10 protein-coding genes and 1 pseudogene are annotated in these 17,090 nt (G+C 59.4%); 6 read left to right on the forward strand and 5 right to left on the reverse strand.

Going from position 1 to position 17,090, the window contains the following annotated elements:
* Window positions 1-158: 158 nt before the first annotated feature.
* A complete protein-coding gene (locus tag ACPEE0_RS10825) occupies window positions 159-2,891 on the reverse strand; it encodes an SMP-30/gluconolactonase/LRE family protein (protein ID WP_424574487.1) in 2,733 nt (910 codons plus the stop codon).
* 61 nt (window positions 2,892-2,952) lie between these two features.
* The gene (locus ACPEE0_RS10830; protein ID WP_052014190.1) at window positions 2,953-3,894 is read right to left on the reverse strand and encodes a VOC family protein; all 942 of its coding nucleotides are present in this window, start codon (window positions 3,892-3,894) and stop codon (window positions 2,953-2,955) included.
* 411 nt (window positions 3,895-4,305) lie between these two features.
* On the opposite strand from ACPEE0_RS10830, the gene ACPEE0_RS10835 reads away from it, so the two are divergent.
* The 5 genes and pseudogenes from ACPEE0_RS10835 to ACPEE0_RS10855 all read left to right on the forward strand — a co-directional run bounded on the left by ACPEE0_RS10835 (window position 4,306) and on the right by ACPEE0_RS10855 (window position 11,059).
* Entirely contained in the window at window positions 4,306-4,941 is a 636-nt protein-coding gene (locus ACPEE0_RS10835) for a TetR/AcrR family transcriptional regulator (RefSeq protein WP_009359268.1), read from the forward strand.
* Window positions 4,942-5,210: 269 nt separating this feature from the next.
* The gene (locus ACPEE0_RS10840; RefSeq protein WP_424574488.1) at window positions 5,211-7,361 is read left to right on the forward strand and encodes an acetate--CoA ligase family protein; all 2,151 of its coding nucleotides are present in this window, start codon (window positions 5,211-5,213) and stop codon (window positions 7,359-7,361) included.
* A 480-nt stretch (window positions 7,362-7,841) separates the two neighbouring features.
* A pseudogene (locus ACPEE0_RS10845) lies at window positions 7,842-8,039 on the forward strand (MFS transporter); the annotation flags it as partial.
* A gap of 64 nt (window positions 8,040-8,103) precedes the next feature.
* Window positions 8,104-9,075, forward strand: coding sequence for an MFS transporter (locus tag ACPEE0_RS10850; RefSeq protein ID WP_424574489.1), 972 nt, complete (start codon window positions 8,104-8,106; stop codon window positions 9,073-9,075).
* A 169-nt stretch (window positions 9,076-9,244) separates the two neighbouring features.
* Window positions 9,245-11,059, forward strand: a complete 1,815-nt coding sequence (locus tag ACPEE0_RS10855; RefSeq protein ID WP_424574490.1) for a glycoside hydrolase family 15 protein — start codon at window positions 9,245-9,247, stop codon at window positions 11,057-11,059.
* Window positions 11,060-11,195: 136 nt separating this feature from the next.
* Here ACPEE0_RS10855 and ACPEE0_RS10860 read toward each other — a convergent pair whose 3' ends face one another.
* Window positions 11,196-11,411, reverse strand: coding sequence for a hypothetical protein (locus ACPEE0_RS10860; RefSeq protein ID WP_009359264.1), 216 nt, complete (start codon window positions 11,409-11,411; stop codon window positions 11,196-11,198).
* A 1,022-nt stretch (window positions 11,412-12,433) separates the two neighbouring features.
* On the opposite strand from ACPEE0_RS10860, the gene ACPEE0_RS10865 reads away from it, so the two are divergent.
* The gene (locus ACPEE0_RS10865) at window positions 12,434-13,465 is read left to right on the forward strand and encodes a helix-turn-helix domain-containing protein (protein ID WP_354177299.1); all 1,032 of its coding nucleotides are present in this window, start codon (window positions 12,434-12,436) and stop codon (window positions 13,463-13,465) included.
* A 380-nt stretch (window positions 13,466-13,845) separates the two neighbouring features.
* Here ACPEE0_RS10865 and ACPEE0_RS10870 read toward each other — a convergent pair whose 3' ends face one another.
* A complete protein-coding gene (locus tag ACPEE0_RS10870; RefSeq protein WP_009359261.1) occupies window positions 13,846-14,385 on the reverse strand; it encodes a flavin reductase family protein in 540 nt (179 codons plus the stop codon).
* Window positions 14,386-15,446: 1,061 nt separating this feature from the next.
* Window positions 15,447-16,961, reverse strand: a complete 1,515-nt coding sequence (locus ACPEE0_RS10875) for an MFS transporter (protein WP_354177301.1) — start codon at window positions 16,959-16,961, stop codon at window positions 15,447-15,449.
* Between the last annotated feature and the right edge of the window lie 129 nt (window positions 16,962-17,090).

Genomic DNA, 17,090 nt, shown 5'->3' on the forward strand with positions numbered 1-17,090 from the left:
TTGATTCATGGTGTCCTCTTTTAGCATCCATAAGTTGTACGTTCCTTAACCAATGATTTCGCTAGGCCGATCCAGCTGCCTCTGCTGCCGAGTACGCGCTTGAGCCTGCTTTTCCCTCCCTGCCGTATAGCCAGGAGGGTATTTTCGGTGCGAGCCGCCTATTGCGACCCGGACACACCCCGGCGGCCGACGTTAGCCCGTCCGACAAAACCGTCACTGCGCCCGGCATAAAATTCCTCTAGCGAAGTGCGCGCGCCGATAACGTACAGTTCGCTCAGATCCTCCCCGCCGAACGTGCATGCAACCGCCCACGCACCGTCCATCACGATCCGGTCCGTGATCCGTCCGCCTTCCTCGACGCGATAGAAGCCACTCGTGTCCCCAGCGGCCTGAGCGTTGGCGTACCAGACGCCCCCGTCAGAATCTAGGGCGATTCCATCCGGACGCTGATCATCACCCAACTGCGCCCACACATGTGACCTGATCAGCCTGCCGTCGTTGTCGATCCTAAAAGCGGTAAGTCGATGCCCATAAGTCTCGGCGACGATCAAGGTCTCGCCGTCCACGACCATGCCGTTAGGAAACATCAACTCTCCCTCGACCGGATTCACCCGGCGTTCGGGATCGATATGGGTCAGTCGGGCGGACCTAGGCTCGTCCTTGCCTCGCTCAAATCCGAAGTTGCCGACATAGCAGTGTCCAGCCGAGGTGACGATCATGTCGTTCCCACGGCCACCAGCGATGTGGGCAAAGTCTGCGTAAAACTCCAGTTCTCCATGGGGCCGGCGACGGAGCACGCGCCGATCTTCGCTGGATACCACGAGGATGCTGCCGTCGGGCAGGAAGCCCAGGCCCGCGGGCATGCCGGCGATCTTCATGATGGTGTCGTGCTCGCCGTCCGGTGAGAAGCGGATCACCTCACGTGAGATGAAGTCACTGGCCCAGAGGGAGCCCTCATACCATCGCGGTGCTTCGAGGAACCCGTGCCCTGTCGAGAACGGCTGCCACGTGTGCTCGCGAACGCGTGACTCAGGCATCGCCAATCCGCATGAACGTGTTCGTCGAGGTTTCCTCACGCCCGATGAGTTTCCATCCTCACTACGATGAAGCGCGGGCACGAGCCCGTCGAGTTGAGCTTTGATCATCAGCGCCATCCACGAGGCCGAGCGCCGTCCTTCGACAATCCCGCCGAACGTGAACCAGAGATGCTCCTGGGGGGTTGGCTTGCAGAAGTTGCGCCGCTCTCCGTCCGGGCCCAGCCGCCCCACCGGGCCGACACGCTCGGCCACGTCGGTGCCGAAGTAGCGTTCTACTTCTACCTCAAGTCCTTCATACCCCGTTGCCATGACGACGAGGTCAAATTCGCGCACCGTCCCGTCATCGAGAGCGACGCCCTCGGGCACGAAGCCGTCCACGTGCTCGTACTGCATGACCGAGATCCCGCCCTCGACCACGACGTCGGACGCGCCGACGTTGAGGTAATAGCCACCAGCGTAGCGCGCGAACTTCATCTGCCAGCCGGTCTCGTCTTCGCCGATGTCGAGTTTCATGCCGGCGTTTGCGAGTCCCTCGAGAAGCTCGGCATCGACTTCTAGGTTCCGTTGAGCGTTCCTCTTGCTCGCCTCGACCATCAACGGGTACACGTAACCTGCGTAGTAACGGTGGTCCGCCTCGCTCTGGTCCATATCCGTCATGTAGCTGCCGTAGACGGTGTTGGCCTCTTCGAGGCTCACGACTGTGATCGGCCCGCGCTGCAGCATCGCCACGTCGGCACCGTGCCGGTAGAGGTCGAGCGCGATGTCGTGTGCGCTCGTTCCCACTCCCACGACGAGCGCTTTACTGGAGCGGTAGTCGCGTCCGCTGGTGAACTGCGAGGAGTGGACGACGGTACCGCGAAACGTGTCGATTCCCTTCATGGCTGGCATGAGGGGACGCCCGCCTGAGCCGCCCACTGACATAACGATATGTGCGGGCCTGAGAACACGCATGCTGCCGTCGCCGCGCTCTATCCGGGCAGTCCAGCGTTGTGTGGAGTCGTCGTAAACGGCGTCGACGAACGTGCTGCTCGTCCAATAGTTGAGATCAAGCAACTTCACGTACGCCTCGACCCAGTCGGCGTGCTTGTCTCGCGGCAGGTACTTGGGGAATGTCTTAGGGTAGGGGATGAACGGGAAATCGGACAATGTCGTCGGCGAATGCAGGTTCAGCGCCTCGTAGCGCGTTCGCCAACTGTCCCCCGCGCGCTCGAACTTGTCGATGACGAGTGTGTCCACGCCGAGGTTGTCCAGCAATGCGGCGGTGCATATGCCCGCCTGGCCGCCGCCGACCACGAGGACCTCCGGCTCGCGGTCTTCGTACGCGACCTGCCGCGCGCGGTACTGGGTCCACGTCTGGCCGGGCCATTCCGGAGTAAAACCGTAGCCGGGATCGGGTTCGCCCGTGTGCTTCTCTACTACATTGTGCAGAGAACGGAGCACCGTCGACAGAACGTACGCCCGTAGCCCGTGGCTGGCACGGGCGTCCTCCTCCACAAAGTAGGCCAGCCCAGCGCATCGGCCGAACTGCGTCTCAAAGGTGAAAAAGGCCTCGACGACCTCGTGATCGTTGAAACGGCTCACGCCAGGGGCGGGACGATCAGCATCAAGCGCGAAGTTCACCGGGACGACTGCCGCGGCCGATCGCTGCAACTCAGTCGCGACCCGATCAAGGCCGGAGAACTGGACGACATCCCACGTGAACGCGGCGATGTCGCGCCAGTGCGAGTCATCCGCGAAGAGTTCATGCAGCGCCCCCGGATCCGGTTTCGTCAGGGCGTTTTCGAAGTCTTGCAACCAAGCGGCGGCCCGCTCCTGGTAGGTCGTGGCGACAGATGTAAGCTGCGTCACTGTCATTGAAATTCCTTTCCTCTTGATGGATCGGGCTTTACACGTGTTGATGCATTCGAGTGCGTTTTTAGGTCGTGGCGAAAGGAAGTTCTGCGTAGAATCCCCAGGGGATACCGATCGCTGTCGAAGGGTCTGCCACCACTGCCGTGTCGGATCGGTAGATCGTCCCAACCTCATTGCGTTCAAGAGTCCGCACGACCTTGTCGATGTCGGCCACGTGGAAACCGATCGAGTAATATGCGTCAAGCGGGCTCCGTTTAGCGAGCGCTTCCCCGGCTGGCGAACCTGCCTCAATCGGAACGGCCAACTCGTGGACGTCATCGGCAAGTCGAATGAACGTGCTCCGAGTGTTCCAAACCGGATTCACACGTTCGTCCAAGATCTCGCCCCCAAGAATATCCACGAAGAACTTCTTGGCCCGCGGCATATCGTGGGTGAGCACCGTGTGGTGGGACGTGCGGATGATGGAGACCGGGTCGAAGTCACGGACTGACGGCAGTGTCCACCCCGGGACGCTGCGGTGGTCGTAGTTCGAGATGCTCGTCGTGGGGTAGAACTCGTAGCGCAGGCCCGTGTCGTCTTCGAGCGTCCAAAACAGGGGGGTTGACTTGAACGACGCGGTCGCCATCACCGGCCCCTCGACGACATTGTTCCACTGGTCGGTGAGCCGGATCCCGTTTGCCTGGCAGGCGTCCCAGATCTGCTGCATTCCTTCGTCTACCGCCCAGCCATATCCGTCCAGGTAAGGTTGCGCGACGCTGGCGTACGGCTGCTTCCCATCCCAGACATATTTTTCCGGCACTATCGAGTCGAAAAACAGATCAGCAACGGGCGTGAAGAGGCAGTAGTCCTCCGGGTACTCCGGCGCCTGCTTGACTAACCCAGCCATGACGAGGCTGCTTCGTGAAAGACTGTGCCGACCGAAGACCTCCCGGAAGAACCGTTCGACAGGTTCAAGATCCGGGGTCCGGTGGCTCGGGTGATAGATGCGTCCAAGTCGGACCGTCATATGGAGGTTTCCTCACGTGTCTAAGAGTTGTTTTTGTTGTCGCCCTGTCCGCCTGCCACCTTGGCTGACTTGCCCCATGTTCACTGCGTCCATCTCCGACGCGGGCGCTTCGCCGCCCTAGGCATCCTTCACGGCGTGCGCGCCCAGTGGAAAAGCAGCGATCCTAAGCGAGTGACCCGTTGTTCTTTGCAAACGGGGTGCGGGCACCGCTGATGATGACCCCGCTGTGGCGGCAAGTGCTCATCGGACAGCGCTTTTGTGTTTGCGGGACGCGCGGCGATTGGCGCGTCCGCTGACAACAGTAGATTCGGGATCTATTTTCTGTCAAGTAGTCCCGATTAATCAAGTGCTCAAACGAAAGATGCCAATAGAATAGCATTCTAAGGTCGGCCGGACTTATGATGGTTTATCATGCAACCGGATAGCCCGATCAACGCCGAAGCCCCCCTTCACGACCTGACTGAGACACAGCGCGCAAAGCGTGAACTGATCTTCCGATCCGTCATTCACCTCGTCAGCGAACGCGGTGTCGCCAGCGTGAGCGTGAAAGACGTCGCGGCAGATTCGGGCGTAGCACTCGGGACGATCTATCGGTTCTTCGCTTCGAAGGAGCACATGTTCGCAGCGGCGCTTGTCCGATGGTCCGAGCCCCTCGCTGGGCGCGTTTCTCCTGTGGTCGAAGACATGAGCGAACACCTCATCGCCACTGTCCGACGCGGCACGCGTGCATATCAGCGCGAGAAGAATCTCCTGGCCATCAATGTGCAGTCGAGCGCTTCATCCGACCCGTACGTGAGCGAAGTGATCACCGAGTTCCGTCGGTCCATTCGCGAAACGTTTTCGATAAGTCTCAAGGGAGTTCCGACGGATGACGCCAACAAGCTGACAGACCTCGTCATGGCGATTTGGCAAGACCTCCTGACTCACTGGTACGCAGGTCGGCGCAGCATGACCGACGGTCTCGCCCTTGCCGAATCGCAAATCCGGTGGGCAGTCGCCGGCATGCAGGCTGACCAGGCCCGCAGGAGTGAAACAGGCGGACAGTGAATCCTCGACCCGGCAACTAGCGCTCTGCGGGCGGACCTACACCGGCCTCGCCCGGGGTCAACCCGGAGACTAGTTCCGTGTTCTAGTTGATTCCATGTCAATTCAGGGATGTGCGCTTAACAGAGCAGGGACGGCGCAGGGCGCTCGCGTTGCTCCACTAGATTTGCATTCTAGTTTGTGTCAAAATCAGAGTATTATGGATTGCAGGTCAGCAGGCGCCCGTTGATTCGCCTCACGCTCGATTCACGTTCTTTCAGAGGAGCACAACGATGTCCTTCCCGCACGCGAAGCGGCCTGCCCTGGACGGTTTGTTCAAACCGACCTCGATCGCCATCATGGGCGCAAGCAGTCGCTCCGCCTGGGCGAAGACGGTCCTTGGTAACCTTCGTGCGGGCGGATACGGTGGCGAGGTTAGGCTCGTGGGTCGACGGGTTGAGACGGTCTTCGGCCTGCCCACGGTCGCGGCGATGGCAGACCTGGACATCGTTCCTGACGTCGCGTTCATCCTCGTTCGGGCCGAGTTCGTGCTCGGCGCGCTGAAGGAGGCTGCAGATTTCGGAGTCACGCGGTTCGTGGTACTAGCGGCGGGATTCGGTGAAGCAGGAACTGAGGGCAAGACGCTCGAACACGAGATTTCGGAGTACTGCCGCGAGCGAGGTCTCGTCCTCCTTGGCCCCAACAACATGGGGTTCGTCAACTTCAGCGGCCGCGTGTTCGGCTTCGGGCTGTCAGTTCCTGAAACCCCCGTAGGCGGGATCAGTCTCGTTTCTCAGAGCGGCGCCCTCGCGTATCAGATGATCGCCCACATGCCCACGAGGTTGGTTGGGCTCGATCATGTGATCACCGTTGGCAACGAGGCGGTGCTCGACGTGGCTGCCTGCATCGACTATTTGATTGACCAGGACAGCACGAAGGTCATCTGCCTCTACGTTCATGCCATCAGATCACCTCTCGAATTCGCCACCGCCTGTCGTCGTGCGGCACTCGCCGGCAAGCCGGTGATCGTGTTTAAGGCCGGCTTCGGTGAGCAGTCGGCCCGGGCCGCCGTCGCCCATACGGGCGGACTGGTGGGCGACGACCGCATCATTGAGGCGGTACTGCAGCAGGTTGGCGCAGTCCGCTGCACATCGCTCGAAGACCTCGTGACGACCGCGGCCCTCTTCGAGGGCTATGGTGAACTTCCGGGGGTCAGGGCAGCCGTCGTGACTGGCGCGGGATCTGCGTGCGAAGTGTTCACAGACCGGGCAGACCGACTCGGCCTCGATCTGCCGACGATCAACGAGGAAACGGCTGACGCGCTGAGGGCGGCAGGGCTCCCGATATTCGCGACCGCGCAGAACCCTCTCGATGTCACGGCCGCGGTGACCATCGATGCCAAGGAAATTCTGCCGGAGCTCGCGCGCATCCTCGCCGATGATCCATCGGTTGATATCCTCATCACGCAAGGCATCGGGCTGGCCACGCCCACCTACTTGAACCCGGATCGGCGCGGGCTCGCCGAGGCGCATCTTCGGCTGGCCGCTAGCACGTCGAAGCCGGTTCTTGCATTCGCTGACATGGCGATGAATGCGGATCCAGCCGACATGGAACTGCGCCTGGAGCTGGGCACCCCACCGGTCATCGAGTCGATAGATCGTGGCCTCGAAGCGCTTCACGCACTCGACCGATGGTCACAACGACGGCGTCAGCTTCTCAACGAAGGTGAGCTTTCAACAGACACTCCAGAGATCACGATCCCCGACGACCGGCGTTGGTCGGAAGCAACCGCGCGTCAGGTGCTGTCTCAGTTCGGCGTTCCCATCGCGCCCTCGACCCTCGTGACCTCGGTGGACGACATCGGCAAGGTGTCCGCCGCCTACGGCTTCCCGCTGGTCGCAAAAATCTGCTCGCCCGAGATCGTGCACAAGTCCGACATCGGCGGAGTCATCCTCAACATCCGCGATGAGGAAGAGGCACGAGCCGCTTTTAAGACACTCACCGAACGAGCTCGCGAACATCATCCTGATGCACGGATCGAGGGCGTGCTGCTCGGACCAATGAGGCCTCCCGGCGTCGAGCTGATCATGGGTGTGACACGTGATTCGGAGTGGGGGCTCGTCCTTGCCCTCGGGTTGGGAGGCGTCTGGGTGGAGGTACTCGAGGACGTCGCCCTTCGTCCGTTGCCGGTGTCGCGCCACGACGTCTCCGAGATGTTGAGTGAGCTGCGGGCCGCACCGCTCCTTGACGGAGCGCGAGGAACCGAACCGGCCGACCGCGAGGCGATCGCTGACGCGGTGCTCTCCTTCGCCGGGGCGGCATGGGCCCTGCGCGAGGCTGGCCTCGAGGCGATGGAGTCAAATCCAGTCGTTGTTCGCGGAGCTGATGTTGAAGCGCTCGACGTGTTGGTGATTTTCGCGCAACCGCCACCGATGGTCGCGTAGACCCATTATCTTCATCCAGCCGGTGAGTGCAGCCCATCAGGACTGAATGCTTGGCTGAAAAACGCTGGCTACTCCGCCAATAATTCAGCGGCTAACCACATGGTGTCCGTGTCCACGTAGTGCACCCCGTTTCGGCACTCGCAATGACAAGCACGCGCAAATCCCTCGAGCAGATTGCGATGAAGCGTACGGGAAGTACCGGTGCGATTTCCGAAGTCGCGCTCATTTAGCACGTTATTACCACGCTGACGCAGCGGCCCCTGTTCCACAGTCTTTTTCGCTGTGCCGTCCCCTGTTTGTGTTTGATTCCGCCCATTCCCTGTTTATGGAGGAAAAATGCCCAACTTAATTAACACGAAAATCAGCGCAGTTGAGAAGGTAACGATGCGCAAGGTTTCATGGAGGATCCTTCCGCTGGCACTGACTCTTTATGTCGTGTCGTCTCTGGATCGGATCAGCCTTGGATATGCCCAGCTTGATATGGGTACCGAGCTCGGTATTGATCCCGCAGCCTTCGGGTTCGCTGCCGGTATCTTCTTTGCCGGCTATATTCTCCTCGAAATGCCGAGTAACGCGATAATGTACCGGATCGGCGCTCGGATATGGCTCGCGCGCATAGCTATTACCTGGGGCTTGGTAACAATTGCGAGTGGTTTCGTCCAAAATGAAACGCAATTGATCGTCTCTCGCATACTCCTGGGCGTTGCTGAGGCGGGTCTGGCGCCGGGCGTCATCTTTTATTTTGCGAGTTTTTTTTCCTGCTGCGTACAAAGCCCGTTCAGCCGCGATTTTCCTGCTAGGCTCATCGCTCGCCGGCATAATTGGCGGCACTCTCTCCGGATTGATCCTCGACTCGTCGGACTGGTTCGGACTGTCTTCGTGGCGCTGGATCTTCATCCTCTTCGGAATTCCGGCGTTCCTCTTGGGACTCCTCCTTTACATCGCCATATCGGACTCGCCGAGTCAAGCCAAGTGGCTGAGCGAAGGAGAGAAGGCCTGGCTCGTGAACAGGCTCACCATGGAACGGGACGCGGTCAGCGGCTCCGTTGGTCACACGGGCGGATTTCGCCAAACCCTGACCGACCCTAAGGTTCTGATGCTGTCGCTCATCCAATTTTTCCTGGCCTGCGGATTTTTCGGAATTGCATTTTGGCTGCCGCAAATTATCCGAGGCCTGGCCGAAGGCTCATCCAATACTATTGTCGGCTTCCTTAGCGCGGTGCCCTATGTTATCGGTGGCACATCATTGATCGTCGTGGGAAGACTGTCGGACCGGAAGAAGGAACGAATCTGGCACACAGTAATACCTTTGACCCTCGGTGGAGCCATCTTCGTGGTCGTGCCTCTGGTGTCTGGATCACTCGTCGTCTCGATGCTGCTGTTGTGCGTTGCTGCCGCCGGACTGTACGGTTCCACTGGTGGATTCTGGGCAATTATTCAACAGCAGTTTTCTGGCTATCGAGCCGCCCTAAGCATAGCTGCAGTAAACTCGCTGGGCATGACCGGCGGACTCGTCGCCCCGTACGTCTTCGGACTCCTCACGAAGTACACCGGCTCTACCAATGCGGGTATCACCTACTTAGGCATCGGAATTCTGACAGCAGCCTTGATCCTGGTGTTGACACGTAAACGGTGGGTGGATGCCGCCCAAGCAGTCACGGAGTCGAATTCGGAGGGTTCGATCCTGCCCGCAGCTACGCGACCAACTCGGTGACCTCGCAATCCGCCTGCCGTTCGAAAGCCCTAGCGATCGCATTCCCCGCCGCTTGGTGCTACCGGATTGATATAGAGCTGGCCGAAGGAATGGTTCTTCGTAAACGTCCGACTTCGGCCAAGTAGTTCAAGCCCTACCGTTCCGCCCCCCGTCGTGCTTAGGTATATCCATGGCGGCACCGATAGAGGACTATGCGCTACTTTCAAACCTCGCAACCGGGCTGCTCGTTTCCCGTACCGGGAGCGCGGACTGGCTCTGCTTCCCTCGTTTTGATTCCCCTTCGGTGTTCAGTGCCCTTTTGGGCACTGAACAGCACGGGAGGTGGTTAATTGCCCCTGCGGAGACGCCTGCTGTGGTCCTGGATCGTCATTATTTGGAATCAACTTTTGTCCTTGAGACGACGTGGCAGACTACAACGGGACAGATCGTGGTCACAGACTTCATGCCAGCCAGACGAGGCCGCTCCTCGCTCCTGCGACGGATTACCGGGCTCCGGGGAACAGTTTCCCTCCGTCATGAATTTCTTCTCCGGCCCCGTTATGGGGCGATCACGCCGTGGACGAGCCGGGCGCGCCGTAGTCCCGGTGGGGAAACCCTCCTGGCCATGGCTGGGCCTGATGCCTGGGCCCTCCACGGAAAGCACCTACCTGAAGCCCATGATCAAGGACATATCGGTGAATTCGCAGTCGCTGCCGGCGAAAAGGTGGACTTCGAGTTGACATGGTTTCCGTCGTATCGGGAGACCCCGCCGACGCTGGATTTCGATGCAGCTCTCAAGGACACGATCGACTATTGGACGCGCTGGGGCGGCCACTGCAGACAGGACGGTGCCTACGCCGCTCACGTCAAGCGATCCCTGCTCGTTCTGCGCGCACTAACCCACTATGAGACCGGCGGGATCGTCGCCGCACCCACGACCTCCCTGCCTGAGGATTTCGGTGGCTCGCGTAACTGGGACTACCGCTATTGCTGGCTTCGCGATGCCGCACTAACCCTTGAAGCGATGTTGACGCATGGATATGAATCGGAGGCGCTGAAGTGGCGCAATTGGCTGCTTCGCGCCCTTGCCGGCGACCCCGAGGACATTCAGGTCATGTACGGGGTAGCCGGTGAACGAGATCTTCCGGAGAGCGAACTGGATCACCTCCCCGGATACCAGGACGCAAGACCGGTAAGGATCGGAAACGCTGCCGTCGGCCAATACCAGGCGGATGTTATCGGCGAAGTCATGGTTTCCCTTGAGCGACTGCGCCTCGCCGGCGGCAAAGAAGACACCTTCTCTTGGGCGCTTCAGCGGGCACTGCTGGGCTATGTAGAGAAACACTTCGAAGACAAAGACTGCGGCCTGTGGGAAATTCGAGGACCAGCCGAGTACTTCACGCATTCGAGGGTCATGATGTGGGCGGCCTTCGACTGCGGCGTAAGGGCCGTTCGGGACCACGGCCTCCCGGGCCCGGCCGACCGATGGGACGAACTGCGGCTGCGTCTACGGACAGAAATCATGGAGAAGGGTTTCAACCGGGAGCTGAACTCCTTCACCCAAACGTATGGCGGCCGACAAACAGACGCAGCCCTGTTGACCCTGCCGCAGGTCGGCTTCCTGGCATACGACGACGAACATATGCTTGGCACCGTCGCGCAACTGGAAAGGGAACTCACCACAGAGCAAGGTCTTCTGATGCGCTATCGGACCGAGACGGGCATCGACGGGCTTGAACCGGGCGAGCACCCGTTTCTCGCATGCTCCTTTTGGCTCGTGGAACAGTACGCCCGCACCAACCGCAAAGCAGAAGCAACGGCGCTCATGGACACGCTCGTCGGGTTTGCTAACGAGTTAGGCCTGCTCAGCGAAGAGTACGCCCCGGAACAACAACGGATGGCAGGCAACTACCCCCAGGCCTTCTCCCATCTAGCGCTAGTGCGCGCCGCTGATGCGATGCACGGCGTCGACCGGCTGAGCCTGGCCGTCACACCTGCTCCGTAAGGACCGGAAAAGGGGCGGTTGCGGTGCGGCCGCGTGTTCGCGTAGCTGTGTCAGCTCGTTAAGGACGAGGCTGACGCCCGCCCCCGCCGGTAAAGACGGTCGGGACTGTCCAGCCCCGCCACGTTCCTGGGTACATTCACCATGCCTGGTGTTCGCGGGTCAGACCAAATGGAACATCATGGCTGAGGTCGACGGTAAAGGAGCTGCCGTCGTGTTGAGTCACTAGTATCCCTCGGCGCCCTTCACGCAGTGCCTTTGCCTGGGCAGCCGCCACTGCTTCCTCCAGCTGGGACTCCATGCTCGCGCGGTTGGTTGCGGTGACCACGATTGGAAGGTCTTCAATGGTTTGCATCTAGGGTGTTGCTCTTTCATATATCGGTTTATGTCGTTTTCAGGACTCTTTATGCACAGCCGTGGACAGTTCGCCAAATAGTGCTTTGTAAGCCGTTAAATCTTCCACGACAGGGCCCAAATCATTCGCCGGCCAGACCGTTCCGGACTTGAATCGTCGAGCGCGGTGGGAAGTTCTATCCAAACAGGGGCGTTCCACCAAGGTGGCAGTCGAAGAAATACGGTTGCTCCACCGGGGCAAACGGCACAACCAGCCATTCGTTGCCGTAGCGCTCTACGTAAGAGTCTGACGGGCAACGGGAATACGCTTCTTCACGTGACATCTCGAGGCTCCAATCTCCTGCTTGACTATGAAAATCGCCTCCCTCCTTCATGAGTTGTATCAATAGGGAAGCCACACACCACGCTACAGATATGCGGCTTTACCTAAGAGCCGGAGTCCCGCCAATCAATTGTGATTTCGCGCCACGTCTGGTAACCGCTGCTGGATGCGCAACCTGCTACCGCGTTCTCGGAAGTTTTTCGCATAGACCGTTATGCATCGGCCTCGTCAAAACTGTTCCTCACCGCTGAGATCAGATTGAACACTGAGTGGGTCAGATTGAGTGATTTGGTATGGCACGCGCCGTCCCGCGGTCCCCTTGGACTGCCTCTTGATGAATGAGGATGTGTTCCTTTCGAGAACAGATGGGACCACTGGGGCACGCCGCCGTTGTGCTCTTGCCCGCTTGGCCATTAGGCGCGCGCCTGAGACTCGACGGCGAAGACCGGGGCGGTCCAGTGCATCTGCTCGATCGCAGTCAACCGCACCGGGAAGATTCGGGATGCGTCGATTACCGTGGCCGTGGCCAGCAGTCGGAGTTCACGAGGTTAACCGGACGCTGCAATTCTTTCCGATCCCGCTTGAGCACCGCGGCCGCCTTCGTCGAATCCAGCGGACGGTATAAAATCGAAGCGCATTTACCGCGTGCGGTGCCAGCAGGCGGACCCCGCCGAGGAGTTAACCGACCAAAGGAGTAATCCGTGCGTCGTTCCTCGTATCGCCATGTGCGAGTTCCAAGTTTCAGCATCAGGATCCTGCGAGATGTGCTCATAGGAGCTGGGCTGGATCATCTGGCAGCTTTCCAAGCGGCCGGACTGCATCCAGATGTAGCCGAGACTCCTGGCTCCTTCGTCACGGGCGAGCAGGAGCTGGCGTTCGAGTTGAAGTTCGTGGAGTTGACGGCGGGGCGGACTGATCTGTGGGTGAAGGCAGGGTACGGCTATTTCCTTGCTTCCTTTGGTACACAGGGCCTGGCGCTTACAACGTCCCCTACCCTGGAGCATTTTGTAAGGGCCTCAACCGCGACCGATTTGGCATACGCGATGATCGAGTCCACACCTATCATCAACAGCCAGGGAGTGATTACAGGCCTTCGGCTAGAGCACACCGGTGCACCGCCGGAGCTGGTCGCCTTCAGCGTTTATCGTGATGTCATTGGCACTTTGCGAAGTCTCATGATGATTAGCATGAAGGATCCATTCCCTCTGACAGTGGCACAGCTTCCGCTGAACGAGGTGTCTCCGGAACTGGCAAAGATACTCGCTGCGCCCGTCGTCTTGGGGGCGTCGGCGGTCGGTTTGGAATGGGACGAGGGCCTCTCGACCGAGCCGCTGCCCTTCGGGGACTCGTTCCAGCACGAGACTTACCTCCGTGAGGCAAAGGAGAAGCTCCGGCAATTTCGGCTGGAGCAGGACTGGGCTCGTAGTGTGGTTGATGCAATGAAGACCACGGTGGACAAGGGGGTACTCGCGACGGATGTCGCAGCTGCGTTGAACACTTCTGCCCGCACGTTGCAGCGGCGTTTGGAGGAGAACGGTACGACTTTTCGCCAACTGCGGGATCAAGCCCGTTTTGAGTTGGCAACGGATATGTTGGCAACGACGAATGCCTCCGTCTCCGAGATTTCGCGTCGGCTCGGCTATGAGGAGGCTTCCAGCTTCACCCTGGCCTTCAAACGCTGGTCCGGACGCACTCCCTCGCAGTACCGCTCTTCGCCGCCTGCGCGAAACTAGTTGCTGTGCCAGACGAGTGAACCCGCCATTCCGGGCGCTGCATTCGCGACCCGGGGACGCAGGTATTCGAAGTCATTCAAATTGACGTACTAGACAGCTCATTGCCGGATACTAAAAACCGTCACCGGCCTGGGTGAAAGCTCAGACTTTATGCCTGTCCAGAAGACTTACCTGTGCTCTTTCCTCACCCACGCCGCAGCGCTGATTTCAACAGCTGGTTCCAGCCTGATGCTGTATCGGCCTAGCCTGTTGACCTTTAGGTTTAATTTCTGTCCTGAGAATCGATGTGTGTCCAAAACTGCAGAGCAACCTCGCGGCACCGCGCTCATCGGACCAACGCCATCCAAATCTGTCGCGACAGAACATGCAAAGCGTATTGGTTATCGGAGGTCGAGATACTGCTGCGAGTCGCTGAGTTCACGGAACTTCGCATCATGCCAAATCAGTGGCTCATTCTCGCCAATGCCTAGTTTTTGCACCTCAAGAAGGGCCATCCAATGGTCACCCGCCTCGGAAACATCGTAGATCGAGCACTCGAGCCACAGGGCTGCGTCTTCAATAAAGATGGCACCGGTCTCGCTGATTTCGATCGCGCTCTGGTCGAAGCGCGCAGCGCGGTCCTTACTAGCGAGTTTGCGGGCCAGGTGACCCTGTCCTTTGCCGAAGATTGATACGCCAAGCGAGCCGGCATCCTTGATCATCTCCCACGTCTCGGAGGACTTCTGCACAGCGACGGCAACGAGGCATGGTTCCAGAGATACGCCGACCATGAACGACGACGCGACGAGCGCGTGCTTGTCACCCTCGATATCGACCGCAAGCACCGACACACCCGAGGGGAACTGCGCGAAGGCGCTCCGGACGACCAGATCGTCACCGAATGAATTCACTTTGGGTCGGCTCATCAGCGTCTGAATCATGAGTGTCATCCTTCCTTGAAGCGATGTGCACTGTCGCTTGCCATCGCCACTGAATTATTGAGTGGAAGTCGAAGTCGCGCCCATCGACTTTGAAAGGCGCTGCTGCTCTTTTGCGTGTTGCGGGTCATACGGACCGGGTCTACAGACACCATAGGATCGATCCATCTGCGTCTAAAGACATACTCGCGCCAAGCAGTTCGTATTTCACGCCATTCTTCTTTGGAGAAACACGACTAAGGCTGTAGTTGATGCTGGACGTAGATGCCGCGAAGTGGCTGGTACCCGTCGAATCGACCAAATGGCAGGGCGGTCAGAGACGCTGGCGGCGTCAAACTGAATCACACCCCGACCTGACAACTGGCGGAGCGATCTTGACTTCCTGTAGGACAGTCCAAGAACACGTACCTCGCAGGCCAGGTTGGACGTTACGGTGATCGGACAGCGGCTCAGGTATGTGCGGATTAGGCCTCTGGACTAGAACGCGAAGCGCCCACTGGCCGAACTGCCGCGTACGGACGGCAGTGGGGCCATCTGGTGGCGCATAGCACGGGCCGGCTCGCCCCGAACCTTGACGATCTCCGTGTGCTCGTCCAAAGCTTGACCCAAAGTAGCGCGCGTCGTGTTCGTTGAGAAAGCTTCTTATTCACTGGCGTGGACTCCCCCGTGGGCATCGTTATGCTCTCCGCCATGGGTGCCTTTGCCGAATTCGCACGCCCGCTCATCCAGAATGTAAGCGGGAAGGAATTGCCCCTGCCATGCGGCGCGGAGATTACAAGGCGGGAAGAAAAAAACTCACACCAGCTCCATGCCAAGGTCGCGTGAAGGTCCTCCCCCGGACCCTCATCACCACCTGCCTGAGCGGAACCCATTAGCTATACAGAATCACAGTTATTGGCGTCCATTAACGGGATTAGGAGTAGCTGAGGGCAATTATCGGCGACGATCGACTGCCCCGACGTCAGCGCCGGCCATTCCCCAAACGTCCAAGTGGGGAATGGCCGACGCTGTACGGACACTCACATCTTCGGGATGAATGCGAGGTGAGCGACAATCTGTGGGATCTATTTGACAGCGCCCGAAGGGACGCTGCCAGCGGGTGGTACTACGCCGGTTTCCAAGCCGTCAGTCAGGTCGCCAAGTGCGCTGACAGCGTGACGGTCCGTCAGTTCACGCGGGGCAAGCAGCCGCATTACAACTGCCACGGCCACCAGGAGGACGGAAAGTCCGACCCAGAGCCCGGTCCAGGACGACTCTGGGGTGAAACCGTCCGGTCCGGGTGCAATAACGATGAACACGATCGCGGTGGCAACCGCAACTGAGAGGTACTGGATGACGGCAAGGACGCCGAACACAGATGACGTGTTGTCCTGACGAGTTGACGCCGCCACGAGCATGTAGCCCGACACGTAAATGGTCATGACCAGTGCCCCATACAGGAAGCTCCAGAGGAAGAACAACCAGTAGCTGTCGTGCGCGAAAGCGATGCCCAAGGTGACAACAAGCGAGGATACCGCGGCCAACGGCAGAAAAGCCTTCGGGCCAATCCGCGGCATAAGGGACTTGACCAGCTGGCCTGCGACCAGTGTCCCCGGGAACACCATCAGGAGAGGATAGGAGGAGGTAAGCGGATCAAGGCCCAAGCCCCAGCTCGGGTTCTGCATCATGTTCGGAAGTGCGACGAAAAACGAAAGCCCAAGGAACGCGATGACCATCATCGCCAGGTAGCCCGACGCAGTCTGGCGCAGATCCATATTCTCAAACGACATAACAGGCGACGTGGCTCGCCGCTGTTGGAAAAGCCATGCCACAAATAGCACAGCAGCGGCCGCAAAGTAGGCGAGAACTATCGGGGAAGTCCACCCGTTCTCGGCTCCGGCATTGACGCCTAGTAGGATCGCGGTAACCCAGAGGCCAAGGCCAATGGCTCCGGCCCAGTCCAAGTTATTGGTAGTCTTCGTCGTACTGCGGGGTTGGATAGGCGCAGGTCGGGATGCCAAGGCGAAGAAAAGTTGCACAGCAAACAGTCCGAAAATGAACCACGTCACTGAGCGCCATGAGAGCCCTACTGTTGCGGATAGGCCGGCCAACACTAGTGCAATCGGAGTGAAGAGCGAGCATACGGTGCCGAGCCAAACGGAAATGCGTTGCGTCTGAGTTGCGTCCGCCCTGGGGCGCACTATTCCCCAGCTCAGTGGAAGACCGGCCGAGAAGCCGATGAGGAATCGTCCGATGACTAGTGGCCAGAAGTCGGACATCAGGCCTACGACCAGGGACCCCAGCAAAGCCACGATGGAAACGGCGATAAGGACCTTCCGCGAACCGTATATATCTCCCATGCGGGAACTGAGCGCGACCGAAACAGCGGTACCAAGGGTTGTCGCGTTGAAGAACCATCCGACCTCTGCGGCCGTGAAATTCGTTTCAGCCATGATAGACGTGACCAAGGGCCCGTACATCGACCCATAGATGGTGTCCGTGATCAACCCGGCGGTGAGGAGTGCACCTACGCCTGCCCAAAGACCTCCTCTCTTGGGCCGTGAGCTCGTACTTGCGATGGAATCTATTGGTGTAGCCATGGGTTTACCTGTCTGATGGGTGGACTCGAAAGCCGCATTACGGGCTAGCTAGGAAGCGGTCGGTCCCGGAGTTAGCATTTGGTTGTGCGGTTCGGCCCCTGCTGCCCCACCCCGGCGCAGGAAACAGTC

Source organism: Arthrobacter sp. SD76 (genome assembly GCF_049726125.1).
Classification (GTDB): Bacteria; Actinomycetota; Actinomycetes; order Actinomycetales; family Micrococcaceae; genus Arthrobacter; species Arthrobacter nitrophenolicus.

Excerpts from the sequence above, each read along its gene's own strand:
- ACPEE0_RS10840 (WP_424574488.1), top strand. The coding sequence starts at position 5,211 with ATGTCCTTCCCGCACGCGAAGCGGCCTGCCCTGGACGGTTTGTTCAAA.
- ACPEE0_RS10860 (WP_009359264.1), bottom strand. The coding sequence starts at position 11,411 with ATGCAAACCATTGAAGACCTTCCAATCGTGGTCACCGCAACCAACCGC.
- ACPEE0_RS10825 (WP_424574487.1), bottom strand. The coding sequence starts at position 2,891 with ATGACAGTGACGCAGCTTACATCTGTCGCCACGACCTACCAGGAGCGG.
- ACPEE0_RS10855 (WP_424574490.1), top strand. The coding sequence starts at position 9,245 with ATGGCGGCACCGATAGAGGACTATGCGCTACTTTCAAACCTCGCAACC.
- ACPEE0_RS10875 (WP_354177301.1), bottom strand. The coding sequence starts at position 16,961 with ATGGCTACACCAATAGATTCCATCGCAAGTACGAGCTCACGGCCCAAG.
- ACPEE0_RS10835 (WP_009359268.1), top strand. The coding sequence starts at position 4,306 with ATGCAACCGGATAGCCCGATCAACGCCGAAGCCCCCCTTCACGACCTG.
- ACPEE0_RS10870 (WP_009359261.1), bottom strand. The coding sequence starts at position 14,385 with ATGATTCAGACGCTGATGAGCCGACCCAAAGTGAATTCATTCGGTGAC.
- ACPEE0_RS10830 (WP_052014190.1), bottom strand. The coding sequence starts at position 3,894 with ATGACGGTCCGACTTGGACGCATCTATCACCCGAGCCACCGGACCCCG.